The following is a 22,315-nucleotide window of genomic DNA, read 5'->3' as shown; positions in this document are numbered from 1 at the left end:
CGACGACAATCGGACTCCGCCAACTCCAGCCATCCCCCGCCTTCCTTCATGAAACGCCTTCCGCTGCTCTGCCTCGCCCTGCTCGCGTCCTTCGGCGCCCGGGCCGAGTGGCTGACGCTGGCGGGCACGCCCGGCGACGAGGCCGCGAGCTACGTGCAGGTCGACCCGACCAGCGTCGAGGCCGACGGCTCGAAGCGCCTGGTGAGCCTTCGCATGAGCCTGCCGCAGAACCGCACGAGCCGCGACGGCATCAAATACCGTTCCTTCCAGGCCCGGGCCAAGGTCGATTGCGATGCCCGCAGCGCGCGCTATGTGAACGTCAGCTACTTCGGGCACCCGAACTTCGTGGGCGAACCGGTCGCGGTGAAGCACTACGAGGAGGAAGAGGACGTGCGCCCCGTGACGCTGGCCGGCGCGCGCGATCTCGTCACGCGCACGATCAACGCGGCCTGCGCGGTGCGGCCGAAGGAAGCCAGGGAGCCGCAGCAACAGCAGCAGCCCAGGCCCGAGGTGGAGCCAGCGCTACCCGCGCGCTGAACCCGCGACCATGTCGAAGCGGAACAGGCGGCATTCGATGGGGCCGTTCCACATCGGCACGCGGCGCGACTCCTTCAGGCGCATCAGCTTCGGCAGCTTCAGGTCGGGCGTGAGCACCCAGGCGGTCCAGCCGGCGTAGTTCTTCTTCCAGTGGGTGGCGAGCTGCGGGAAGAAGTCGCCGCCATCGCCTTCGCTGGACTGCGCCGCCTCCCGCGCGCCGGAGCGGCCCCCGCCAGACACACCCGCCACGCCGCCCACGGCGATGCGCTCGCCGTACGGCGGATTGAGCATGATCACGCCGCCTTCGGCCGGCGGCATGCGCTGCAGCGCGTCGCCGCCGCGGAACTCGACGGCCTGCGCCACGCCGGCGCGCTCGGCATTGCGCTGGGCGAAGTCGACCATGCGGTGCGACACGTCGGAGCCGAACACCGGGGTGCCGCTGCCGGCCGCGGCCCCCTCAGCCTCTTTGGCCTCCTGCCTGATCGCCGACCACACGTGCGCCTGGAACGGCAGCAGCTTCTCGAAGCCGAAGCGCCGCAGCGATCCGGCCGCGATGCCGCGCGCGATCTGCGCCGCCTCGATGGCGATGGTGCCGCTGCCGCAGCAGGGGTCGTACAGCGGCTGCTCCGCGACCTCGCCGGTCTCGGGGTTCCACCAGCCGCTGGCGGCCAGCATGGCGGCGGCCAGGGTTTCCTTCAGCGGAGCGTCGCCCTTGTCCTGGCGCCAGCCGCGCTTGAAGAGCGGCTCGCCGCTGGTGTCGATGTAGAGCGTGCAGGTGTCGGTGGTCAGGTGGGCGAACACGCGGCAGTCGGGCCACTGGGTCTCGATGCTCGGGCGCACGCCGTTGGCCTTGGCGCGGAAGCGGTCGGCAATGGCGTCCTTGATGCGCAGGGTGGCGAAGTTCAGGCTCTGCAGCGGGCTGTGCTGGGCGGTGGTCTCGATCTTGAAGGTCTGCTTGGGCGTGAACCAGATCTCCCAGGCCACGCCGCTGGCGATGGCGTAGAGGTCGTTCTCGTTGCGGTAGGGCCCGTGGGCCAGTTCGACCAGCACGCGCTGCGCGAGGCGGCTGTGCAGGTTGAGCTTCAGGCCATCGCGCCAGCCGGCGCGCACGCGCACGCCGCCGCGCAGGGAGAGCAGGTCCTGGCCGGCGCGGCCGGTCAGGGCGTGCACCTCCTGGGCGAGGAATTCCTCGACGCCGGCGGCGCAAGGCAGGAAAAAGGAGAGATCGTTCACGGAAAGTAGGCCATCGGGAAGCCCGACTAGGGGACTCCATTGTCGCCGCGCTGCAAACCTTCTCTATATAGTCGATTCGCCGATGACTCCCACCCCCGCATCCCCGCCAGCGCAGTCCTCCGCCGGCAACGGCAGCGACAGCTTCGCGATCCAGTGCGAGGTGCTGCGGCTGTCCATCAAGCCCATCGGGCCGGTGCTGCTGGTGCAGTACCTGCTGAACTGCGGCGTGGCGGCGCTCTTCGCCTGGCAGTTCTCGCTGGTGCGCGCGCTGGCGTGGATCGCGCTGGTCACCGGGGTGACCGTCATGCGGGGCTTCTTCCCGCAGCGGCTGCCGGAACCCTTCACGCCCGCCAGCCTGCGCGAGGCGCAGCGCACGCACACGCTGCGCACCGCCATCTGGGAGCTGGCGCACGGGCTGGCCGGCGTGCTGCTGTTCAACCCCGCGCGCGTCGACCTCCAGCTGCTGCTGGGCGTGATCATCATGGGCATGACGCTGTCGTCGGCCTTCTCGGTGTCGTTCTACACGCCGGCCACGCAGTTGGCGATCACGCTGCTGCTGGCGCCGATCATCGTCACCGGGCTCTGGCTGGGCGCGCCGGTGATGGCGGCGGTGGCCGTGATCGGCATCGGCCTGACCGCGATGATGTGGAAGCTGGTGGCCGAGCGCTCGCGGCAGCTCGAGGAGAACATCGGCCTGCGGCTCAACGAGCACAGCCTGCGCGAACAGGCCCTGGCCGGCCTGCGCGCCTCCGAGCAGGCGCAGGCCGAGCGGCTGCGCTTCTTCTCGGCCGCCAACCACGACCTGCGCCAGCCGGTGATGGCGATCGGCCTGCAGGCCGAGGTGCTGCGCCACCAGCTGAACGACGGCGCGAGCATGGAGGCGGTGCAGCACACGGTGGGTTCACTGGCGCGGGCGCAGCAGGCGCTCGAAGGGCTGACCAACCAGCTGCTGGAAATCGGCCGCATCGAGGCTGCCGTCGACCCGCTGCGCCCCACCGCCGTCGCGCTGGCGCCGCTGCTGCAGGAGCTCGCGCGGCAGGCCGGCAACGGCCGGGTGCTGGTGCGCTGTCCGCCCGATGCGATCGCCTGGAGCGACACGGTGTCGCTGCGCCGCGTGCTCGCCAACCTGGTCGACAACGCCGTCAAGTTCACGCCGCGCGGGCGCGTGCTGCTGGCGGTGCGCGCCCGCCGGCGCGAGGGCGCCCGGGCCTGGCGTGTGGAGGTGCGCGACAACGGCATCGGCATTCCGCCCGAAGCGCAGCAGCGCGTGTTCGACGACTTCGAACAGATCGGCAACGTCGAGCGCAACCTGCAGCGCGGCCACGGCCTGGGCCTGGCGATCGTGCGGCGGCTGGCGGCGCAGCTGGGCATCGAGGTGACGCTGCGCTCGACGCCGGGGCGGGGCTCGGTGTTCGGCTTCGAGCTGCCCGCCGCGCCCGAGGACGCGCAGGCGGCCGTGCAGCCATCCACCTCCTCGGCCTCCCCGGCCTCCTCGACTTCTTCTGGCGCAGCGGACGACGGCCCCGGCGCAACGCGCAGGCTGGGCCCCGGCCTCGCCGTGCTGGTGGTGGAGGACAACACCGTGGTGGCCGACAGCCTCGCCGCACTGCTGCAGCAGTGGGCGGTCGAGCCGCACGTCTACGCCAGCGCCGCCGAGGCGCTGGCGCTGGCCGACCTGCACGCGCTCGACGCGGCGCTGTGCGACATCCGCCTGCCCGGCGCCCTCGACGGCATCGCGCTGGCGGCGAAGCTGCAGCAGCAGAAGCCCTCGCTGGCGATCGCGCTGATCTCCGCCGACATCACCGAAGCCACCCAGCGGCTGGCCGCCGAGCACGGCTGGCATGCGCTGCGCAAGCCGGTGCAGCCCGAGGAGCTGCGCCGGATGCTGCTGGGCGTGCAGCAGGCGCGCGGCTGAGGGCGCGCGGGAGCTGGCACGGGCCGTGCTGTCATCGCTTCCGGGATATGCTCCGCGCACACCGCGTACAGGCCCGCAGCCTCCGCCTCCGATGTCCACCGACACGCCTTCCGCCCCCCTGGCCGCCGACCCGCGCGGCCTGCGCTACGACCCGCTCGCGATCGCGCTGCACTGGCTGCTGGCGGTGCTGATCGTCGGTTCCTTCGGCGTGGGGCTCTACATGACGGGGCTGCCGTTCTCGCCGCTGCGGCTGAAGGTCTACAACTGGCACAAGTGGGCCGGCATCACCATCCTCGCGCTGTCGGCGCTGCGCCTGCTGTGGCGGCTGGGACACCCCCCGCCGGCGCTGCCCGCGGGCATGTCGCGCCTGCAGCTGGCGAGCTACCGCGTCAGCCATTCGTTGATGTACCTGCTGTTCTTCGCGGTGCCGATTTCCGGCTGGGCCTACAGCTCGGCCATGGGCATGCCCGTCGCGTGGTTCGGCGTGCTGCAGCTGCCCGACTTCGTGCCGGTCGACCACGACTTCGCCGAGGCGATGCTGCAGCCGCTGCACCGCAACTGCGCCTTCGCACTGGCTGGCGTCACGCTGCTGCACGTGGCGGCGGTGCTCAAGCACCACTGGATCGACCGCGACGGCCTTCTCAAACGCATGTGGCCCGGGCCACGCCAGGAATCCTCCCGATGATGATGAAGATGAAGCCCCCGCTTTCCGGCCTGGTGCTGGCTCTCGCCCTCGCCGCCATGGCGCTGCCGGCCGGCGCGCAGCCCCCGGCCGCGAAGCTCGTGGCCGACAAGAGCCAGATCGTGTTCGTCAGCAAGCAGATAGGCGTGCCGGTGGAAGGCTCGTTCAAGAAGTTCGACGCGCAGGTCGCCTTCGACCCGAAGAAGCCCGAGGGCGGCAGCGTCGCGCTGCAGATCGACACGGCCAGCGCCGGATTCGGCGTACCGATGAGCGACGCCGAACTGCCCAGGCAGCCCTGGTTCGACGCCGCGCACTTCCCGCAGGCCAGCTTCCAGTCGAGCGCCATCAAGGCGCTGGGCGAAGGCAGGTTCGAGATGGCGGGCAAGCTCACCATCAAGGGCATATCGAAGAACGTGACGGTGCCCGTCAGCATCGCGCCGGCGCCCGGCGGCAACTACTCGGTGGCCACCGGAAGCCTTACGATCCAGCGGCTCGACTACAAGGTGGGCGACGGCGAATGGACCGACACCTCGGTGGTCGGCAACGAGGTGCAGGTGCGCTTCAGGTTCACGCTCGCGGGGCTCGGACCCCTGTGAGGCTGGAGCCCTTTCCCTCCTCGTGCGGACATCCCGGATTTCTTCTTTCCTCTCTTTCATGACTCAGGCAGACAACGCCATGAAAAAGCTCCTCCTCGCCGCGGCCCTGTCGGCCGCCGCATTCACCGGCAGCGTCACGGCGCAACAACAGGCGCAGCTGCCCTCGGAATTCGCGCCGGCGGCACCCGCCAAGCCCGCGGGCGGCCCGGCCAAGAACGCCAACTACGTGATCGACCCGACCCACACCTTCGTGATGTACGAGATGGGCCACTACGGCACCACCACCAACCGCGGCCGCTTCAGCACCAAGGACGGCTCGGTGCAGATCGACGGCACCGGCACCAGCGGCAAGGTCGACATCACGATGGACATCAGCTCCATCAACACCGGCGTCGACCTGCTCAACCGCCACGTGCAGAGCAAGGACTTCTTCAACGTGGCCGAGTTTCCGACCGGCCGCTTCGTGGCCGAGCGCATCGAGTTCTCCGGCGACAAGGTGGTCGACGTGCCCGGCAAGCTCACGCTGATGGGCCAGACGAAGCCCGTGACGCTGAAGGCCGTGCGCTTCAACTGCTACCTGAGCCCGCTGATCAACCGCCAGGTGTGCGGCGGCGACTTCGAGACCACCGTGGAGCGCAGCGACTGGGGCATCACCTGGGGCCTGAACTTCGGCTTCGAGAACAAGGTGAAGCTGCTGGTGCAGGTCGAGGCGGTCAATGTGCAGTGACGGCTGGCCCATGTTCATCCGGTTCGTGGTTGGAGGCGACGAAGAAGATCACCGGCAGCTCAGCGGGCTCGTCACCGAGACACGCATCCTGCGAGACAAGGGTGAACTCACGGCAGTGGAAGAAGAGCAGCTCGAAACGATCTACGCATGGTTCAACGCGAATCTGCCCTGCCCTCCGTTCTCGAGTGCCGGCTGGTCCAGGAACTCCGTAGCCTGGTTCAAGGACGGCGCCACGGAGTCGATCCGGCAGATGCGCAGCCTCGCGGCATTGCTGGTCCAGCATGACATCGCAGTCAGGATGCTTCGCTCGCAAAACCCAGGCAAGCTGCTGTACGAAGACCCGTTCCAGATCGTCGTCGAGGAATGGAAGAATTTGTGAGGCCGGGCAATCTGCGCCGGGAGACAACCAAGGAGCCTGAATGATGGACACCACCCTCGCCCTTCTCGGCATCGCCGGCGCCATGACCGTGGGCGCGATGAGCCCGGGCCCCAGCTTCGTGATGGTGGCGCGCACGGCCGTGACTTCGCGCGCCGATGGGCTCGCCGCCGCGCTGGGCATGGGCGCGGGCGGGCTGGTCTTCGCGATCGCGGCGCTGGCGGGGCTGCAGGCGGCGTTCCTCGCGGTGCCGGCGCTGTACCTGGCGATCAAGGGGCTGGGCGGGGCGTACCTCGTGTACCTGGGCGTGCGCATCTGGCGCGGCGCGCGGCAGCCGCTGGCCGTGGCACAGGAGCCGGGCAGCCCGCAAGGGCCGCAGGGACGCGGCCGGCGCACCTTCCTGCTGGGCCTCGCCACGCAAGTCAGCAACCCGAAGACGGCAGTGGTCTACGCGAGCATCTTCGCGGCCTTCCTGCCGCGCGAGGTGCCGCTGGTGCTGGCGCTCGCGGTGCCGGCGGTGATCTTCTGCATCGAGACGGGCTGGTATTCGATCGTGGCGCTGGCGCTCTCGTCGGCGGCGCCGCGCTCGGCCTACCTGCGCTACAAGGCCTGGATCGACCGCGCGGCCGGCGGCGTGATGGGGCTGCTGGGGCTGCGGCTCGTGTGGTCGGCCGTGCGCGGCACCTGAGGCTGCGGGGCTACAGCAGGCTCTCCGGCGTCGGCGGCGCCAGGATCTCCAGCATGGTCCGGTCCCAGAAGCCTGAATCGGGCTCCTCGGTCAGCACGGTGGCCCTGCCGTCGCCCTCGTCGCTGACCCATTCGATGCGCGACTGGTTGCTGCCCTCGGCAAAGCGCAGCCTGTAGGCGCCCTGCTGCTTGAGCACGTCGATGATCTTGAGCGCCTGCTGGGCCATCTCGGGGCTGCGGATGAAAAGGCCGATCTCGGTGTTGTACGTCTCGGAGCGCGGGTCGAAATTCATCGAGCCGACGAAAAGAATGCGCCGGTCGATCACCGCCGACTTGGCGTGCAGCCTCCCCACGGAGGTGCCGAAGAGCCCCAGCCGCACGCTGCGCCGGGTGCGGTTGGTGCTCAGCTCGTAGAGGTCGGCACCCAGCCTGAGCATGTCGGGCCGGTAGCGGCGGTAGGCGGTGTGCACCAGCGGCTCGTCGGTGGCGGCCAGCGAGTTGGTGACCACGCTGATCTTCACGTTGCGCCCGCGGATCTCGCGCATCACCTCCAGCCCCGAGGGGCCCGGGATCAGGTAGGGCGAGACGATGGTCACTTCCGAGCGGGCGCGGCGCATCTGCTCGACCACGTTGTAGCGCACGCTGTCGACGTCGAGCAGCGGCACGCCGCCGTAGGAAGCGGTCTTGCCGATCACGCGCTCGGGCGAATCGGCATACGCCTCGGCGGTGGTCCAGATCAGGCCGAGCTTGCCGGCGTCCAGGTCTTCGGCCATCGGGCTGTAGCCCAGCAGGTCGTTGGGCGCGGGCCTGGGCGGCGGGGGCGTGGTGTCGGGGCCGGTGGCGAGCTCGAAGCGCTGCTGCAGCTCCTCGCGCGAGAGGCCGCTGCCCACCACCGACTGGATCGGCCGCACGTAGACGCTGTTCCAGTATTGGTCGAACAGGCTGCCCAGGCGGGGAATGAGCGCGCCGGTGACGAAGGTGTCGAGGTCGATGAAGTTCTCGCCCGCCGTGCGCCTGAAGTACTGGTTGCCGATGTTGCGCCCGCCCGCCACCGCCATCGCGCCGTCGGCGATGAACAGCTTGTTGTGCATGCGGCGGTTGACGCGGCTGAAGTCGAAGAGCGAGGCCGTGAAGCGCTTCAGCAGGCTGCCGCGGCCGGCCGGGAAGGGGTTGAACAGGCGCAGCTCCACATTGGGCGTGGCGGCGAAGCCCAGCAGCAGTTCGTCTTCGCCGGAGGTGTAGAGGTCGTCCATCAAGAGCCGCACGCGCACGCCGCGCTGGGCGGCGTCGCGCAGGGTGCGCAGCAGGTAGCGGCCGGTCTCGTCGTTCTCGATCTGGTAGTACTGCACGTCCAGCGTGCGCTGCGCGCGGCGGGCCAGCTGGATGCGGGTGTCGAAGGCGAAGTCGCCGCCGGGCATCAGGCGGAAGCCGCTCAGGTCGGGGTCGGGCTGCGAGGCCAGCGCGATCTTGCCCAAGGCGGTGTCGGCCGAGACGGCGATGGCCTTGGTCGGCGTGCGCGGCGCCTCGTCGGGCAGCGTGGCGCAGCCGGCGACAAACAGCACGACCATGGCGAGCACCACAGCCATGCCCAAACGCCACCCGGATCCATTCAAGGAACACCGCGGAACCGGCTCAGCCGGGCCGCAGGTGTTGCCCCCTGCAAGGGGGTTGGCGAAGCGACACGAAGTGCGCATAGCCTGGGGGTGTACCAATTACAAGGCTTTGCGCAGGTTGGCGGGCGCGATGCGCAGCGCCTCGCGGTACTTGGCGACGGTGCGGCGCGCGCACTCGATGCCCTGCTCCTTCAGCATCTCGGAGATCTGGCTGTCCGACAGCGGCTTCTTCACGCTCTCGGAGCCGACGAACTGCTTGATGAGCGCGCGCACCGCGGTGCTCGACGCATTGCCGCCGGTCTCGGTGCCCAGCGCCGAGCCGAAGAAGTACTTGAGCTCGACCGTGCCGAAGGGCGTGGCCATGTACTTGGCGGTGGTCACGCGCGAGATGGTCGATTCGTGTAGGCCCAGCTCGTCGGCGATCTCGCGCAGCACCAGCGGGCGCATGGCGAGCTCGCCGTGCACGAAGTAGCTCTTCTGCCGCTCGACGATGGCGTTGCTCACGCGCAGGATGGTGTCGAAGCGCTGCTGGATGTTCTTGATGAACCAGCGCGCCTCCTGCAGCCGCTGCGACAGCGCCTGGCTGCCCTCGCCCTTGTGCGACTTCAGCGCGCCGGCGTAGATGTCGTGCACGCGCAGGCGCGGCATCACGTCGGGGTTGAGCATCACGCGGAACTTCACGTTGGTGCCGCGGCCGGTCTTGGTGACGATCACGTCCGGAATGATGACGTTGCGCTCGACGTCGACGAAGCGCCGGCCCGGCTTGGGCTCCAGCCGCGCGATGACCTGCAGCGCCGAGCGCACCAGCTCCTCGCTGCTGCGGGTGAGCGTGGCCAGGCGCTTGAAGTCGCGGCGCGCGAGCAGCTCCATGGGCTGCTTGCAGATGGCCAGCGCCGTCTTGCGGACCAGTTCCTCTTCCTCGGTCTCGTCGTCGCTGGCCATGGCGCGCAGCTGGATGCTCAGGCACTCGCCGAGGTCGCGCGCACCCACGCCAGCGGGCTCCAGGCTCTGCAGCAGGCCGAGCGCCACCTGGAAGTGATGCACCAGGTCGTCGAACTGGTCGTTGTCGTCGCCGGCCAGGCCCGAGGCCAGCGCGGGCAGCGAGTCCTCGAGGTAGCCGTCGTCGTTGAGCGATTCGATCAGGAAGCGCAGCGCGGCGCTGTCGTTCTCGTTCAGGCGCAGGCTCAGCGCCTGGCGGTGCAGGAAGGATTGCAGCGACTCCTGGCTGCGCGCGAGCTCGGTGGCGTCGGCGCGCTCGTCGTCGCCCAGGTTGTTCTGGCGCGCGGGCGCGTCGCTGCCCCATTCGCTGTCGTCGGGCGCCATGTCGACGGTGCCGTCGCCCTCCCAGTCGGGCTCGCGCTCGGAGATCTCGGCGGCGGGGCCGTCGGAGTCAGCGGTGGAGGCGCTCTCGGCGGACGAACTCGTGCTGCTGCTGGCGGCCGGGGAGGCGAAGTCGCCCTCGCCTTCGCCGCCGTCATCGCGGGGGACCGGCGCGTCGGCCGTGTCGAGCCCGAATTCCTCGCGCGCGGCTTCTTCCGCGGTGCGCTCGAGGAACGGGTTCTCGTCGAGCATCTGCTCCACCTCCTGGCTCAGTTCGAGCGTGGAGAGCTGCAGCAGCCTGATCGACTGCTGCAGCTGCGGCGTGAGCGCCAGATGCTGCGAAACGCGAAGGGATAGCCCTTGCTTCATGGTGGAAACCGCCCCCGCGCCTTACATGCGGAAGTGCTCGCCCAGGTACACCCTGCGTACCTCGGCGTTGTCGACGATCTCCGAAGGCGTGCCTTGTGCCAGCACATGCCCGTCGCTGATGATGAAGGCGTGGTCGCAGATGCCCAGCGTCTCGCGCACGTTGTGGTCGGTGATGAGCACGCCGATGCCGCGCTCCTTCAGGAAGCTGATGATCCGCTGGATCTCGATCACCGCGATCGGGTCGATGCCGGCGAAGGGCTCGTCCAGCAGGATGAAGCGCGGCTGCGTGGCCAGGGCGCGCGCGATCTCGACGCGGCGGCGCTCGCCGCCCGACAGCGCGAGCGCCGGCGAATCGCGCAGGTGGTCGACGCGCAGGTCAGCCAGTAGCTCGGACAGGCGCTCCTCGATGTGCGGCTTCGACAGCGGCGCCATCTTGCCGTTCGCGTCGGGCTCCATCTGCAGCTCGAGCACGGCGCGCACGTTCTCCTCGACCGTGAGCTTGCGGAAGATGGAAGCTTCCTGCGGCAGGTAGCTCAGGCCCATGCGGGCGCGGCGGTGGATCGGCATGTGGGCGATCGGCTCGCCGTCGATGGTGATGTCGCCGGCATCGGCGCGCACCAGGCCCACGATCATGTAGAACGAAGTGGTCTTGCCGGCGCCGTTGGGGCCCAGCAGCCCGACGACTTCGCCCTTCTGCACGTCGAGCGAGACGTCCTTCACGACCGTGCGGCTGCCGTAGCTCTTCTTCAGGCCGCGCGCGACCAGGCGGCTGCCCGGTGCGCCGCCGGCGTCCTGGGTTCCTGCGGATTCGATCACTTGCGCGTGTCTCCCTGGTCACTGCCGAGCGTGGTGCTCGGGCGCAGGCCCTTGCCCGGTGCCGGGGTGGCTGCCGGCGGCGGTGCCTTCGCACCACCGGCCGGGGCCGAGGCGCCCGCGGCCGGCGCGGTGGCGGTTGCTGCCTTGGGGGTGAGGATGGTCCTGACGCGTCCGCCCGGCGCCGAAGCGTTGACGGCGGTGTTCGGCGGCACGGTGGAGCCGTTGACGGTGTAGGTGTCGTTGCTCTGGTCGTAGACGATCAGCGCGCCCTGGCTCTCGTCGTTCGGCGTGGCGCCGAGCAGCCGGCGCATGGTGGCGTTGCGGATGAACTTGACGTTGTCGGCGCGGCTGTCGTACTCGATGACTTCCGACTCGCCCTCGATCCATTCGTCGGGCGCGTTGCGCTTCTGTTTGTAGTAGGCCCGCTTGCCGGGCGCCGCCGTGACCACGCCGTACTGGTAGCCCTCGGCGTCCTGGCGCACGTCCAGCCGCGCGCCGCGGATGATGATCGTGCCCTTTGTCACCAAAACGTTGCCGGTGAACACGCTGGTCTGCTTCAGGTCGTCGTAGCGCATTGCGTCCGACTCGATGTTCATCGGCTTGGAGCGGTCGGCGGTCTCGGCCACGGCGCCCGACGCGAGGCCTGCCAGCAACAGGGCGCCGGCGGCCAGCTGGCCGATGCGACGCAGGAAGGAGGTGGTGGTGTAGGAGTGCAATGTCATAGAGGCACGAAACTTGCTCGGCATTGTATGCGGCTGAGTGCTTCCGCCCCGCACGCACAGATGAAAAAGCCCGCCTAGGCGGGCTTGACTTTCCTTCTGGTTTTCTCCCAGAAACACCGCGCAACCGCGCGGTACGGCTCGGCTTTTGGCGCTCAGCCCTTCTTTGCCTCACCAATGAGATAGTTCACGACCTGAAGCACCTTGGTCATGTTGCCGGCAGTTTCACCGTCGACATACCAGCGGCCGGCCACGGCCATCGCGGGCACGCCCGCCACCTTGTAGGCGTCGGTCAGCTGCGAGGCGCGCTTGGCCTTGCTGGCCACGCCGAAGGAGGTGAAGGTTTCCTTGAACTTGGCGGCATCCAGGCCGTTGGCGGTGGCCCAGGCAATGATGTTGGCGTCGCCGTTCACGTTCTGGCGCTGGGCGTGGATCGCGTTGAACACCTTCGGCTGGTATTCGTCGACCTTGCCCATGGCTTCGAGCGTGTAGTACAGGCGCTGCTTGGCCTCGACGTCGTTGCCCACGAAGGGAACGGGAATGCGGCGGAAGGCGACTTCCTTCGGAATGGTCTTGAGCCAGGCTTCCAGCGACGGTTCGAAGTCGTTGCAGTGCGGGCAGTTGTACGAGAAGAACTCGACCACCTCGACTTTGCCGGCGGGCGCGTCGACCGGCACCCGCTTGTCGAGCACCAGGTACTCGGAGCCGGCCTTGGGCACGCGCGCCTGGGCATGGGCCGGGTTGACACCCAGGGACAGCAGCCCGAGCGAGGTGGCGGCCAGCGAAAAGTCACGACGTTTCATTGAAAGAGCTCTCCAGTTATTACGGCAGACTGAGCCGGCGCGCGGCGGGGAGTTCCCCCGCATCCGGCGCGCCCGAGGCTGTGGATGGTGGCGGCAAACGCCGCGCGGCGAAGTTTGGGGGGCTATTCGTGTCGGTTGCCGGGCGGACGACGGCCGCTCAGCGCTGCACGCGGACCAGCGCCGAATCCATGCCGCCGCCGTCGAGCCGCTCCTTCAGGCGGTCGGCGTCGTCCTTCTTGTTGAAGGGACCGGCGCGCACGCGATACACGGTGCGGCCCGCCTGCTCGCGCTCGGTGACCTTGGCCTCGACGCCCATCAGCGACAGCTTGGCGCGCTGCGCCTCGGCGTCCTCGGTGGTGCGGAAGGCGCCGGCCTGCACGAAATACATGAAGGGATCGGGTCCCGAGTTGCTGCCGGCGTTGCTGCCGCTGCTGCTCGGCGCGGCCGACGCGGTGGTCGTGCTGCCGGAGCCCGAGACGCTGCCCGAACGAGCCCGGGCCAGGTCGCCCAGCGGATCGTTCGACGGCGGCAGGGCGTTGGCCTCGGCCGGCGTCGGTGCGGTGCGCGGCGGCTTGGGCGCCACCACCACGGGCACCGGCGGCGCGGTGTTCGGCGAAGCCGTGGCCGGGGCCGCGGCGGTATTGCCGGTGGCGGGCTCGCCGGTGATCGGGTTGACCGGGCCGGCCGGGGCGGCCGGCGTTGCCGGCTTGGGCGCGCCGGCCTTGCCGGCCAGCGGCGCGTTCGGGTCCCAGTCGCGGTTCTTGCGGGCTTCGGCCTCGTCCTGCTCGGCGCCGCCGCGCTGCGTCTTGGTCACGAACGGGATCGGCACCTTGGTCACGTAGACCGCGATACCCAGCGCGACGCCCAGGCCGAGCACCAGCCCGATGATCAGGCCGATGACGATGTTGCCGCGTTGACTTCTTGTCTTCTTCATGGTGAGGGGGTTCACATCTTGCTCGGCGCACTGACGCCGAGAATCGCGAGGCCATTGTGCAGCACCTGCGCGGTGGCGGCGACCAGCGCCAGGCGGGCCAGCTTGACCTTCTCGTCGTCGACCAGGATGCGCTCGGCGTCGTAGTAGCTGTGGTAGCTGGCGGCCAGTTCGCGCAGATAGAAAGTGACGTCGTGCGGGGCGAAGTCCTTGGAGGCGGCCGTCAGCATGGCCGGGTACTTGGCCAGCAGCAGCATCAGCGTCTGGGCGGCCGGGCTTTCCAGCGGCGACAGGTCTGCGTCCTTCAGCGAGGCGGCGTCGCCGCCCCAGCCGGCCAGCACCGAGCAGATGCGCGCGTGGGCGTACTGCACGTAGTAGACCGGGTTGTCGTTGTTCTTCGTCACCGCGAGGTCGACGTCGAAGGTGTACTCGGTGTCGGGCTTGCGGCTCAGCAGGAAGAAGCGCACCGCGTCGGTGCTGGTCCACTCGATCAGGTCGCGCAGCGTGACGTAGCTGCCGGCGCGCTTGCTGATCTTGACCTCCTCGCCGCCCTTCATCACGCGCACCATGGTGTGCAGCACGTAGTCGGGGTAGCCCTCGGGGATGCCCTCGCCCGCAGCCTGCAGGCCGGCGCGCACGCGGGCGATGGTGCCGTGGTGGTCGGTGCCCTGGATGTTGATGACCTTGTGGAAGCCGCGCTCCCACTTGGCGATGTGATAGGCGACGTCGGGCACGAAATACGTGTACGTGCCGTCCTGCTTCTTCATCACGCGGTCCTTGTCGTCGCCGTAGTCGGTCGACTTCAGCCACAGCGCGCCGTCCTGCTCGTAGGTCTTGCCGGCGGCCACGAGCTTGCGCACCGCATCTTCGACGCGGCCGCTGGTGTAGAGGCTGGACTCCAGGTAGTACTGGTCGAAGCGCACGCGGAAGGCCTGCAGGTCCAGATCCTGCTCGCGGCGCAGGTAGGCCACGGCGAATTCGCGGATGGCGTCGATGTCCTCGATGTCGCCGCTGGCGGTGACTTCGCGGTCTTCCGACTTGACGGTCTTCTTCGCCTTGAAGTCGGCCGCGATGTCGGCGATGTAGTCGCCGTTGTATGCAGCCGCCTTCTCGCCGCTGGGCCACTCGGCGTCGCCGGGCTTGAAGCCGCGCGCGCGCAGCTGCGTGCTGTTGGCCAGCGTCTGGATCTGCACGCCGGCGTCGTTGTAGTAGTACTCGCGCCACACGCTCTCGCCCTGCGAGGCGCGCAGGTTGCAGATGGCGTCGCCCAGCGCCGCCTGGCGGCCGTGGCCCACGTGCAGCGGACCGGTCGGGTTGGCCGAGACGAACTCGACCAGCACCTTCTCGCCGGTGGCGGGCTGTTGGCCGAAAGTATTCCCGGCCGACAGCACCTCGCGCACGATCTGCTGCTTGGCGGCCGTCTTCAGGCGGATGTTGAGGAAGCCGGGCCCGGCGATCTCGATGGCGTCGACCCACTGGGCGAACGCTGGGGTGGCGAGCAGCGCGGCGCTCAGCTCCTCGCCCAGTTCGCGGGGCTTGCGCCCCAGCGGCTTGGCGAGCTGCATCGCTGCCGTGCAGGCGAAATCGCCGTGCGCGGCCATCTTGGGCGATTCGAACGCGGCCTTGGAGCCGGCGCCGGGCGAGAGGGATTCGAGCGTGTTCGCGAGCGCCGCGAGCAGCTCCTGTTTGACCAATAGCATCCGCAAATTTTACCGGGGGCAAACCCCGGCGCAGTTGACGATGGTCATCCGATCGTTGCCTTGGCCCGTTACGATGGTCGGCCCCGAGGCGGGGAACCTGTCACAACTCAACCTAGCGAGGACATATCACCATGAAGAAGCTCCTTTCCCTGGTCGCACTGGGCATCTGCCTTTCCTTCGGCGCAGCCCAGGCTCAAGACAAGGCCCCCGCACCCGCCGCAGCACCCGCCGCTGCCGCCCCTGCCGCTGCAGCCCCCGCCGCCGGCGCAAGCTGCGAAGCCAAGGCCGTGGACAAGAACGGCAAGGCCCTCGCCGGCGCCGCCAAGGCCAGCTCCATCAAGAAGTGCGAGAAGGAAGCCAAGGCCGCCGCCGCTCCCGCCTGCGCCGCCAAGGCCGTCGACAAGAACGGCAAGCCGCTGGCCGGCGCCGCCAAGAACAGCTTCATCAAGAAGTGCGAGAAGGACGCCAAGGCCTGAAGCCATGGCGCGTCGGTGCAACGATGCATCGACATCCGAGAACAGAGGCCCGCCGCGTGCGGGCCTTTTCTTTTTCCGGGCCGTGCGGGGCTACTTCAGCGCGCCCAGCAGGTTGTTGAAGTCGTCGGTCCAGGGCCTCTGGCCCGGCTGCGTGGCGATCGGCGTCGCGCCAGAGCGGATGGGTTCGCGCGCCAGCGCCCGGGGATCGCGCGCGACCAGCACCCAGTCGGTGCGATGCAGCCAGTCGGATTGCTCCGCCAGGTCGTGCACCAGCACCGCGTGCAGGCCGCGCGCCCCGGCGACCCTGGCGATCACGGGCGCCAGCGCCAGGAAGCGGTTGGTGACGTGGAAGGCGATCACGCCGTCGGGCCGCATGTGCCGCAGGTAGGCATCCATCGCCTCGACCGTGAGCAGGTGCACCGGCACCGAGTCGCCCGAGAAGGCATCGACTGCGAGCACGTCGAAACCCTGCACCGGCTCGCGCTCCATCGCCAGCCGGGCGTCGCCCGGCACGCGCTCGATGCGCGCGGCGCTGTCGCGCAGGAAGCTGAACTCCCTGTCCGCCAGCGCGAACACCTGCGGATTGATCTCGTAGAAGCGATAGACGTCGCCGCCGCGGCCGTAGACCGCCAGCGTGCCGGCCCCCAGCCCGATCAGGCCCACGCGGCGCGGCCCGTCCGGCGCCGCCGCGATGGCCCGGCCGATGCCCGAGGTCCGGCCGTAGTAGGTGGTGAGCTCGCGCCGTCGCGCCGGGTCGAGGAACTGCGAGCCGTGCTTGACCGAGCCGTGCGCCAGCTGCCGCGTGCTGTCCGAGGGCGGATCGCGCTTCGTGTCGTACACCTGCAGCGCACCGTAGAAATTGCGCTGCAGGCTGCGCACGCCCATGTTGTCGCTGGCGATCTGCCGCAGCAGGAAGAATGTGCAGCAGGCCGCCAGCGCCACGCAGCCCACCCGCAGCCAGAGCCGCCGGCGCAGCACGGCGGCCGCCGCCAGCGCGGTCAGCATCATCCCGAACCCCAGTTCGTAGTACGCCGCCAGCACGTGCGGCGCGACCAGCCCGACCATCACCCCGCCCAGCGCGCCGCCCAGCGACAGCATCAGGTAGAAGCGCGTGAGATAGCGCGGCCCCGGCCTGAGCCTGGCGGTCTCGCCGTGCAGGAACATGCACAGCACGAACAGCCCCGACACGTACAGCGGCAGCGCGGTGCGCACGTCGGCGCCGATGGAATGCTGCAGCCCGAACGCGCACAGCAGCAGCATGGCGGCCGCCAGCGGCAGGAACAAGCCGCGCCGGTACCAGCGGTCGCTCTCGAAGCACAGCACGAAGGTCAGCAGGTACAGCGACAGCGGCAGCACCCACAGGAAGGGCACCGCGGCGACGTTCTGGGTGATGTGGTTCGTCACGGCCAGCAGCAGCCACGAAGCCAGCGCTGGCAGCGCGAGCCACAGCAGGTAGTCGGCGGGGCGCGGCGGATGGTCCGGCGCGGCGGCCTGCCCGGGCGGCTGCGGCGGCACGACCTCGGCCGGCCAGCGCCGCGCCATGTACAGCGTCGTGCCCGCGCACAGCAGCACGAACGCGCCGTAGCCCCACGACCATCCATGCGCCTGCTGCCGCAGCGTGCTGAACGGCTCGATCAGCACCGGATAGCTCAGCAGCGACAGCAGCGAGGCCAGGTTCGACAGCGAGAAGTAGCGGTACACCTGCGTGCCCCAAGGCGTGCGCGCCACCCACGACTGCACCAGCGGCCCGGTGGTGGAAAGCAGGAAGTAAGGCAGGCCGATGGTGGCGAGCAGCAGGCCCAGGATCCGCCAGGCCGGGTCTTCGGCGCCGGTCGGCTTCCACTGCGCGCCCACCACGATCGGAAGGAAGGCCAGGCTCGCGACGAGCAGCCCCACGTGCAGCACGGCCTGCGCCCGCATGCGCAGGTGGCGCGCGACCCAGTCGGAATATGCATACCCCGCGAGCAGCACGGCCTGGAAGAACACCATGCAGACCGACCACACCGCGGCCGAGCCGCCGAACCACGGCAGGATCTGCTTCGCGATCAGCGGCTGGACCAGGAACAGCAGGAACGCGCTGCTGAAGATCGTTCCGGCAAACAGGAGCTGGATGCCGGCGCGCCCCATGCCGCGCCTACTTGCCGAAGCCCCGTGCCAGGAACACCGCCACCAGCGGGATCAGCGCGATCAGGTGCGCCTGGACCATCACCAGCTTGCGGGTCTTGACGATCTCGGCCTCGGGCGGCAGCTTGCCGGTGGCGCGCAGCGTCTTGCGCCAGCGGAAGTAGGTGAGCGTCGGGAAGATCGACAGCACGCCCACGATGATGAAGAGCCCCAGCTTCACGTGCAGCAGCGGGTTGGTCCAGTAGGTGGCCGCGCCTTTCATCCCCCACCAGGTGCGCGCGATGCCGGTGGCCAGCACCGCGATGGCGGCGATGCCGTAGACCATGTCGACCTTGGCCAGCCGCTCGACCACCGCCGCGTTGAGCCACTGCACGCGGCACAGCGCGGCCTCGCTGGAAATGAAGACGACCATCGTCAGGATGGCGAGCAGGTGAAGGTACGCAAGGATGGCTTCTAGCGTCATCGGTGAGGCTTTCTACTCGTGGGTTGCAAATGCAAACAGATTGTGACGCCGACCGTGCGCCTCAGGCCCTTCCTCCCCAGAAATCCGGGTTGCCGTACTGCTCCTTGAGGAAATCAAGCCACAGCCGCACCCGCAGCGGCATGTGCTTGGCGCCCGCGAACACCGCGTAGATGCCGTTGGGCGGCGCCGCGAATTCCTCCAGCAGCGGCACCAGCAGGCCGGCGTCGATCTCGGCCTCGACCTCCCAGGTGCTGCGCCACGCGATGCCGTGGCCGGCGAGGCACCAGTCGTGCAGCACCTGGCCGTCGGAACAGTCGAGCGGGCCGCTCGGGCGCAGGTGGATCAGCTCCTGGTTGCCCTCCTCGTTGACCACGCGGAAAGCCCAGCCGCGCGTCTGCGAGGCGTCGCTCGACAGCGTGAGGCAGGCGAAGCGCGAGAGCTCGCTCGGATGCCTGGGCTTGCCGTGGCGGCGCACGAACTCCGGCGTGGCGACGCAGCGGCGGCGGTTGTCGGCCAGGCGCACGCTCACCAGCGACGAATCGGGCAGGTCGCCCACGCGCACCGCGCAGTCGAAGCTCTCGCCGGTGACGTCGACCACGCGGTCGCTGAGATTCAGCGAGATCGTCACCTCGGGGTGCAGCGCATGGAAGCGCGGCACCAGCGGCGCGACGTGGCGGCGGCCGAAGCCCGCGGGCGCCGTCACGCGCAGGTGGCCGCTGGCCTTGAGGCCGCCGGCGCTCACGCTGGCCTCGGCGTTGGCGAACTCCGTCAACAGGCGCTGGCAGTCTTCGAGGAAGGCGCTGCCTTCGTGCGTGAGCGTGATGCGCCGCGTGGTGCGCACCAGCAGCTTGACGCCGAGGCGCTCTTCCAGCGCGTCGAGCCGACGCCCCATGATCGCGGGCGCCACGCCCTCGGCCTTGGCCGCGGCCGTGAGGCTGCCGCGGGTCGCGACCGAGACGAAGGATTCGAGTTGCTTCAGGCGGTCCATGGGGCGGGAACTATATCGCCCGCCACCTGGAGAGCGCCTTTCCTATTCGGGCCGGACGCCCGCCTCGCGCACCGCCGCGCCCCAGCGCGCGTGCTCGGCCTTGATGTACTGGGCGGCCTGCTCCGGGCTGCCGCCCACGGGCGCGCTGCCCTCGGCCAGCAGCTGCGAGATGGTCGCGGGCTTGGCCAGCGCCTTGTCGACGGCGGCGTTGAGCTTCTTCACGATGTCGGGGCTGGTGCCGGCCGGCGCGACCAGCGCCTTCCAGTCCACCGCCTCGAAGCCCTTGTAGCTCTCGGCCACTGTCGGCACGTCGGGCATCACCGGCAGGCGCTTGGCCGAGGTGACGGCCAGCGCGCGCAGGCGCCCGCCCTTCACCATCGACAACGCGCCCTGCGGCGTGGCGAACATGTAGTCGGTCTGGCCACCGAGCAGATCGGTGATGGCCGGCGCGGCGCCCTTGTACGGCACGTTGAGCACCTTGAAGCCCGCGCGCTTGGCCAGCACCTCGCCGGCCATGTGGCCCAGCGTGCCGGTGCCAGCGAGCGCCTGCCGGATCTCGCCCGGCTTGGCCTTCGCGGCGGAGACCAGGTCGGCCAGCGTCTTGAACGGCGCGTCGGCGCGAACCACCAGCACAACGGGCTGCGAGGCCACGACCGACACCGGCACCAGGTCCTTCAATGCGTCGTAGGGCATCTTCGGGAACAGCGTCGGGTTGATCGCCAGGTTCGCGGTCTGGCCCAGGCCGATGGTGTAGCCGTCGGGCTTGGCTTTCGCCACCACGTCCATGCCGATGTTGCCGTTGCCGCCCGCGCGGTTGTCGACGATGAAGGTCCACCTGGTGTCGTCGGCGAGCTTCTGCGCGACGAGCCGCGCCACGATGTCGGTGGCGCCGCCGGGCGTGTAGGGAACGATGAGCCGCACCGGCTTGTCGGGCCAGGCGGTGTCGGCAAGGGCGGGGGCGGCGTTCAGCCATGCGGCGGCCGCGGCGCACGCCAGCAAGGCGCGCCGTGCATTGAAAAACATGAGGTCAGTCTCCGAGTGTGATGTGTCTTGCCTGGAGCGCAGCGATGTCCTCGTCGCTGTAGCCCACTTCCTTCAGCAGCTCGCGGCCGTGCTCGCCGATGTGCGGCGGCTGCAGCCGGATGCCCGGGCGTTCGCCGTCGAGCGTGAACGGCATCAGCGGCACCTTGGCCATGCTGCCGTCGTTCATGCGCACCGGCGCGAGGCCGCCGGTGGCGTTGAGGTGCGGATCGTCGAACAGCTCCTGCGGCCTGGTGATGGGTGCGAAGGGCAGCTCGTTCTTCTCGAACACCGCGGCGAGCTCCGCGGCGCTGTGGTTCGCGAGGTGCGAGCGCAGGATCGGCATCATCCATTCGCGCGCCAGCACGCGGTCGTTGTTGGTCTTCAGGCGCGGGTCGGCCAGCATCTCGTCGAGGCCGAAGGCCTTGCAGAAGATGGTCCACTGCTTGTCGCTCACGGCCGCCAGGAAGATCTGCTCGCCGTCCTTCACCGTGAACACGTCGTACACGGCCCAGGCCGAGATGCGGCTGGGCATCGGGTCGGCCGCCTTGCCGGTGGCGGCGAACTGCATCATGTGCTGCGCAACCAGGAACACGTTGTTCTCGAACAGCGCCGACTGCACCTCGCAGCCCTTGCCGGTGATGTCGCGCTGGCGCAGCGCGGCCATCGCGCCGATGGCGCCGAACATGCCGCCCATGATGTCGTTCACGCTGGTGCCCGCACGCAGCGGGTCGCCAGAGCGGCCGGTCATGTAGGCCAGGCCTCCCATCATCTGCACCACCTCGTCGAGCGCGGTGCGGTGGTCGTAGGGGCCGGGCAGGAAGCCCTTGTGGCTCACGTAGATGAGGCGCGGATTCAGTTTGCTCAACGTGTCGTAGTCGAGCCCCAGCTTCTTCATGGTGCCGGGCTTGAAGTTCTCGCTGACGATGTCGGCGGTGGCGACGAGGCGCAGCGCGGCTTCCACGCCCTCGGGCTGTTTCAGGTCGAGCGCGATGCTCTTCTTGTTGCGGTTGAAGGTCGGGAAGAAGCCCGAGCCCGAACCCAGCAGGCGGCGCGTGCTGTCGCCTTCGATGGGCTCGACCTTGATGACTTCGGCGCCGAGGTCGGCCAGCAGCAGCCCGCAGGTCGGGCCCATGACCATGTGGGTGAACTCGACGACGCGGACGCCGGCGTACGGCAGGGGATTGGCTTCAGACATGTTGTGCGTTGTGTTCCTGGACGAAGCCCTTGGGCAATCCGGCTTCCGGGGTCATGCCGTAGACCGGCTCACCGGGCAGGCCGGCCATGAGCGGCGCGCGCGCCGCGATGAGTTTCTGGATGTCGATGCCGGTGCGCACGCCCATGGCCTCGAACATGAAGACCAGGTCTTCGGTGACCGCGTTGCCCGAGGCGCCCGGCGCATAGGGGCAGCCGCCGAGCCCCCCCAGCGACGCGTCGAAGGTGCGCACGCCCTCGTCCCAGGCCGCGAGGCAGTTGGCGATGCCGAGGCCGCGCGTGTTGTGCATGTGGGCCGCGCCTGCGTGACTGCCGATCTCCGCGCGCAGCCGCTTGAAGAGACGGCGCACCTGCGCGGGGTTGGCGTAGCCCACGGTGTCGGACAGGCCGGACTCGTCGGCGCCCGCTTCGATGCACTGCGCGGCCAGGCGGATCACGTCGTCCTCGGGCACCAGGCCCTGCAGCGTGCATCCGAAGGCGGTGGAGATGCCGGCCTCCAGCTTCACCTGCGGCGCGATCTCGCGGCGCAGTTCGGAGATGGCACGCACCTCCTCGACCATCTCGGTGGGCGTCTTGCGCACGTTGGCCAGCGAATGCGCCACGCTGGCCGACACCGGCATGGTCAGCTTGTGCACGCCGGCCTCGAGCGCGGCCTGCGCGCCCTTGCGATTGGGCACCAGCGCCATCACCACCAGGCCGGGCAGCGTGACGGCATGGCGCACCACCTCGGCGGCATCGGCCATCTGCGGCAGCAGCTTGGCGGGCACGAAGGAAGCGACCTCGATCTCGCGCACACCGGCCGCGTAGAGCGCGTCGATCCAGCGCAGCTTGTCGGCCGTGGGCATGGTGGCCTTGACCGACTGCAGGCCGTCGCGGGGGCCGACCTCGCTGATGAGGACGTCGGGGGTTGTCATCGGATTTCTGTCTCCTTGGGCTTGACTGTTCTGTCTTACAGAACTATATTCCGTTAAACAGAATTAGACCGCCGATCCGCTCCGGCTGTCA

General features: G+C 69.3%; 22 protein-coding genes. 8 read left to right on the top strand and 14 right to left on the bottom strand.

Annotated features, from left to right (window positions below):
- Positions 1 to 48: 48 nt before the first annotated feature.
- The gene (locus tag ACHMXA_RS06585; RefSeq protein WP_395319479.1) at positions 49 to 537 is read left to right on the top strand and encodes a surface-adhesin E family protein; all 489 of its coding nucleotides are present in this window, start codon (positions 49 to 51) and stop codon (positions 535 to 537) included.
- Here ACHMXA_RS06585 and ACHMXA_RS06580 read toward each other — a convergent pair.
- The gene (locus ACHMXA_RS06580; protein ID WP_395319477.1) at positions 523 to 1,770 is read right to left on the bottom strand and encodes a class I SAM-dependent RNA methyltransferase; all 1,248 of its coding nucleotides are present in this window, start codon (positions 1,768 to 1,770) and stop codon (positions 523 to 525) included. The two genes, ACHMXA_RS06585 and ACHMXA_RS06580, sit on opposite strands and share 15 nt — an antisense overlap.
- Positions 1,771 to 1,852: 82 nt before the next feature.
- Here ACHMXA_RS06580 and ACHMXA_RS06575 point away from each other — a divergent pair, with 82 nt between their 5' ends.
- From ACHMXA_RS06575 to ACHMXA_RS06550, 6 genes are all read left to right on the top strand, one after another.
- Positions 1,853 to 3,685: an ATP-binding protein gene (locus tag ACHMXA_RS06575; RefSeq protein ID WP_395319475.1), complete on the top strand. Its 1,833-nt coding sequence runs from the start codon at positions 1,853 to 1,855 to the stop codon at positions 3,683 to 3,685.
- Positions 3,686 to 3,776: 91 nt separating this feature from the next.
- Complete coding sequence (locus ACHMXA_RS06570) at positions 3,777 to 4,370, top strand: cytochrome b (RefSeq protein WP_395319473.1); 594 nt, start codon at positions 3,777 to 3,779, stop codon at positions 4,368 to 4,370.
- Between the two features lie 2 nt (positions 4,371 to 4,372).
- A complete protein-coding gene (locus ACHMXA_RS06565) occupies positions 4,373 to 4,963 on the top strand; it encodes a YceI family protein (protein WP_395321240.1) in 591 nt (196 codons plus the stop codon).
- Positions 4,964 to 5,042: 79 nt separating this feature from the next.
- Positions 5,043 to 5,690, top strand: a complete 648-nt coding sequence (locus ACHMXA_RS06560; protein ID WP_176665994.1) for a YceI family protein — start codon at positions 5,043 to 5,045, stop codon at positions 5,688 to 5,690.
- Between the two features lie 10 nt (positions 5,691 to 5,700).
- Positions 5,701 to 6,069: a hypothetical protein gene (locus ACHMXA_RS06555; protein WP_395319470.1), complete on the top strand. Its 369-nt coding sequence runs from the start codon at positions 5,701 to 5,703 to the stop codon at positions 6,067 to 6,069.
- Positions 6,070 to 6,109: 40 nt separating this feature from the next.
- Positions 6,110 to 6,754, top strand: coding sequence for a LysE family translocator (locus ACHMXA_RS06550; protein WP_176665993.1), 645 nt, complete (start codon positions 6,110 to 6,112; stop codon positions 6,752 to 6,754).
- 10 nt (positions 6,755 to 6,764) lie between these two features.
- Here the strand turns inward: ACHMXA_RS06550 and ACHMXA_RS06545 are convergent, their stop codons facing one another.
- From ACHMXA_RS06545 to argS, 7 genes are all read right to left on the bottom strand, one after another.
- Positions 6,765 to 8,339 (bottom strand): phospholipase D family protein, encoded by a 1,575-nt coding sequence (locus tag ACHMXA_RS06545; RefSeq protein WP_395319468.1) that lies wholly within the window; start codon positions 8,337 to 8,339, stop codon positions 6,765 to 6,767.
- Between the two features lie 126 nt (positions 8,340 to 8,465).
- Complete coding sequence (rpoN, locus tag ACHMXA_RS06540) at positions 8,466 to 10,055, bottom strand: RNA polymerase factor sigma-54 (protein WP_395319466.1); 1,590 nt, start codon at positions 10,053 to 10,055, stop codon at positions 8,466 to 8,468.
- A 21-nt stretch (positions 10,056 to 10,076) separates the two neighbouring features.
- Positions 10,077 to 10,871: an LPS export ABC transporter ATP-binding protein gene (gene lptB / locus ACHMXA_RS06535; RefSeq protein WP_395319464.1), complete on the bottom strand. Its 795-nt coding sequence runs from the start codon at positions 10,869 to 10,871 to the stop codon at positions 10,077 to 10,079.
- Entirely contained in the window at positions 10,868 to 11,593 is a 726-nt protein-coding gene (gene lptA, locus ACHMXA_RS06530; RefSeq protein WP_395319462.1) for a lipopolysaccharide transport periplasmic protein LptA, read from the bottom strand. The genes lptB and lptA overlap by 4 nt, the downstream gene beginning before the upstream one ends.
- A gap of 152 nt (positions 11,594 to 11,745) precedes the next feature.
- The gene (locus tag ACHMXA_RS06525; RefSeq protein ID WP_176665988.1) at positions 11,746 to 12,393 is read right to left on the bottom strand and encodes a thiol:disulfide interchange protein DsbA/DsbL; all 648 of its coding nucleotides are present in this window, start codon (positions 12,391 to 12,393) and stop codon (positions 11,746 to 11,748) included.
- Positions 12,394 to 12,550: 157 nt separating this feature from the next.
- The gene (locus ACHMXA_RS06520) at positions 12,551 to 13,327 is read right to left on the bottom strand and encodes an SPOR domain-containing protein (RefSeq protein WP_395319459.1); all 777 of its coding nucleotides are present in this window, start codon (positions 13,325 to 13,327) and stop codon (positions 12,551 to 12,553) included.
- A gap of 11 nt (positions 13,328 to 13,338) precedes the next feature.
- Complete coding sequence (gene argS / locus ACHMXA_RS06515) at positions 13,339 to 15,024, bottom strand: arginine--tRNA ligase (RefSeq protein WP_395319457.1); 1,686 nt, start codon at positions 15,022 to 15,024, stop codon at positions 13,339 to 13,341.
- A gap of 131 nt (positions 15,025 to 15,155) precedes the next feature.
- Here argS and ACHMXA_RS06510 point away from each other — a divergent pair, with 131 nt between their 5' ends.
- A complete protein-coding gene (locus ACHMXA_RS06510; protein ID WP_176665985.1) occupies positions 15,156 to 15,500 on the top strand; it encodes a hypothetical protein in 345 nt (114 codons plus the stop codon).
- A 90-nt stretch (positions 15,501 to 15,590) separates the two neighbouring features.
- Here ACHMXA_RS06510 and ACHMXA_RS06505 read toward each other — a convergent pair whose 3' ends face one another.
- The 6 genes from ACHMXA_RS06505 to ACHMXA_RS06480 form a co-directional block, all read right to left on the bottom strand.
- A complete protein-coding gene (locus ACHMXA_RS06505; protein ID WP_395319455.1) occupies positions 15,591 to 17,627 on the bottom strand; it encodes a spermidine synthase in 2,037 nt (678 codons plus the stop codon).
- Between the two features lie 7 nt (positions 17,628 to 17,634).
- The gene (locus tag ACHMXA_RS06500; RefSeq protein ID WP_395319453.1) at positions 17,635 to 18,087 is read right to left on the bottom strand and encodes a DUF2214 family protein; all 453 of its coding nucleotides are present in this window, start codon (positions 18,085 to 18,087) and stop codon (positions 17,635 to 17,637) included.
- A 61-nt stretch (positions 18,088 to 18,148) separates the two neighbouring features.
- On the bottom strand, positions 18,149 to 19,075 hold the full coding sequence (locus ACHMXA_RS06495; protein ID WP_176665982.1) for a LysR family transcriptional regulator: 927 nt from the start codon (positions 19,073 to 19,075) through the stop codon (positions 18,149 to 18,151).
- Between the two features lie 42 nt (positions 19,076 to 19,117).
- Entirely contained in the window at positions 19,118 to 20,098 is a 981-nt protein-coding gene (locus ACHMXA_RS06490; RefSeq protein ID WP_395319450.1) for a Bug family tripartite tricarboxylate transporter substrate binding protein, read from the bottom strand.
- Between the two features lie 4 nt (positions 20,099 to 20,102).
- Positions 20,103 to 21,293 (bottom strand): CaiB/BaiF CoA transferase family protein, encoded by a 1,191-nt coding sequence (locus ACHMXA_RS06485; RefSeq protein WP_395319448.1) that lies wholly within the window; start codon positions 21,291 to 21,293, stop codon positions 20,103 to 20,105.
- A complete protein-coding gene (locus ACHMXA_RS06480) occupies positions 21,286 to 22,224 on the bottom strand; it encodes a hydroxymethylglutaryl-CoA lyase (RefSeq protein ID WP_395319446.1) in 939 nt (312 codons plus the stop codon). The genes ACHMXA_RS06485 and ACHMXA_RS06480 overlap by 8 nt, the downstream gene beginning before the upstream one ends.
- Positions 22,225 to 22,315: the final 91 nt, after the last annotated feature.

The organism is Variovorax sp. UC74_104 (assembly GCF_044055375.1).
Classification (GTDB): domain Bacteria; phylum Pseudomonadota; class Gammaproteobacteria; order Burkholderiales; family Burkholderiaceae_C; genus Variovorax.
The sequence above is the reverse complement of the archived record's forward strand: the minus strand, read 5'-3'. Positions and strand labels throughout refer to the sequence as shown.

Bases quoted from the DNA above. Each gene is read 5' to 3' on its own strand.
- ACHMXA_RS06585 (WP_395319479.1), top strand. From the start codon at position 49: ATGAAACGCCTTCCGCTGCTCTGCCTCGCCCTGCTCGCGTCCTTCGGC.
- ACHMXA_RS06575 (WP_395319475.1), top strand. From the start codon at position 1,853: ATGACTCCCACCCCCGCATCCCCGCCAGCGCAGTCCTCCGCCGGCAAC.
- ACHMXA_RS06570 (WP_395319473.1), top strand. From the start codon at position 3,777: ATGTCCACCGACACGCCTTCCGCCCCCCTGGCCGCCGACCCGCGCGGC.
- ACHMXA_RS06565 (WP_395321240.1), top strand. From the start codon at position 4,373: ATGAAGATGAAGCCCCCGCTTTCCGGCCTGGTGCTGGCTCTCGCCCTC.
- ACHMXA_RS06560 (WP_176665994.1), top strand. From the start codon at position 5,043: ATGAAAAAGCTCCTCCTCGCCGCGGCCCTGTCGGCCGCCGCATTCACC.
- ACHMXA_RS06555 (WP_395319470.1), top strand. From the start codon at position 5,701: ATGTTCATCCGGTTCGTGGTTGGAGGCGACGAAGAAGATCACCGGCAG.
- ACHMXA_RS06550 (WP_176665993.1), top strand. From the start codon at position 6,110: ATGATGGACACCACCCTCGCCCTTCTCGGCATCGCCGGCGCCATGACC.
- ACHMXA_RS06545 (WP_395319468.1), bottom strand. From the start codon at position 8,339: ATGGCTGTGGTGCTCGCCATGGTCGTGCTGTTTGTCGCCGGCTGCGCC.
- rpoN (WP_395319466.1), bottom strand. From the start codon at position 10,055: ATGAAGCAAGGGCTATCCCTTCGCGTTTCGCAGCATCTGGCGCTCACG.
- lptA (WP_395319462.1), bottom strand. From the start codon at position 11,593: ATGACATTGCACTCCTACACCACCACCTCCTTCCTGCGTCGCATCGGC.
- ACHMXA_RS06525 (WP_176665988.1), bottom strand. From the start codon at position 12,393: ATGAAACGTCGTGACTTTTCGCTGGCCGCCACCTCGCTCGGGCTGCTG.
- ACHMXA_RS06520 (WP_395319459.1), bottom strand. From the start codon at position 13,327: ATGAAGAAGACAAGAAGTCAACGCGGCAACATCGTCATCGGCCTGATC.
- argS (WP_395319457.1), bottom strand. From the start codon at position 15,024: ATGCTATTGGTCAAACAGGAGCTGCTCGCGGCGCTCGCGAACACGCTC.
- ACHMXA_RS06510 (WP_176665985.1), top strand. From the start codon at position 15,156: ATGAAGAAGCTCCTTTCCCTGGTCGCACTGGGCATCTGCCTTTCCTTC.
- ACHMXA_RS06505 (WP_395319455.1), bottom strand. From the start codon at position 17,627: ATGGGGCGCGCCGGCATCCAGCTCCTGTTTGCCGGAACGATCTTCAGC.
- ACHMXA_RS06500 (WP_395319453.1), bottom strand. From the start codon at position 18,087: ATGACGCTAGAAGCCATCCTTGCGTACCTTCACCTGCTCGCCATCCTG.
- ACHMXA_RS06495 (WP_176665982.1), bottom strand. From the start codon at position 19,075: ATGGACCGCCTGAAGCAACTCGAATCCTTCGTCTCGGTCGCGACCCGC.
- ACHMXA_RS06490 (WP_395319450.1), bottom strand. From the start codon at position 20,098: ATGTTTTTCAATGCACGGCGCGCCTTGCTGGCGTGCGCCGCGGCCGCC.
- ACHMXA_RS06485 (WP_395319448.1), bottom strand. From the start codon at position 21,293: ATGTCTGAAGCCAATCCCCTGCCGTACGCCGGCGTCCGCGTCGTCGAG.
- ACHMXA_RS06480 (WP_395319446.1), bottom strand. From the start codon at position 22,224: ATGACAACCCCCGACGTCCTCATCAGCGAGGTCGGCCCCCGCGACGGC.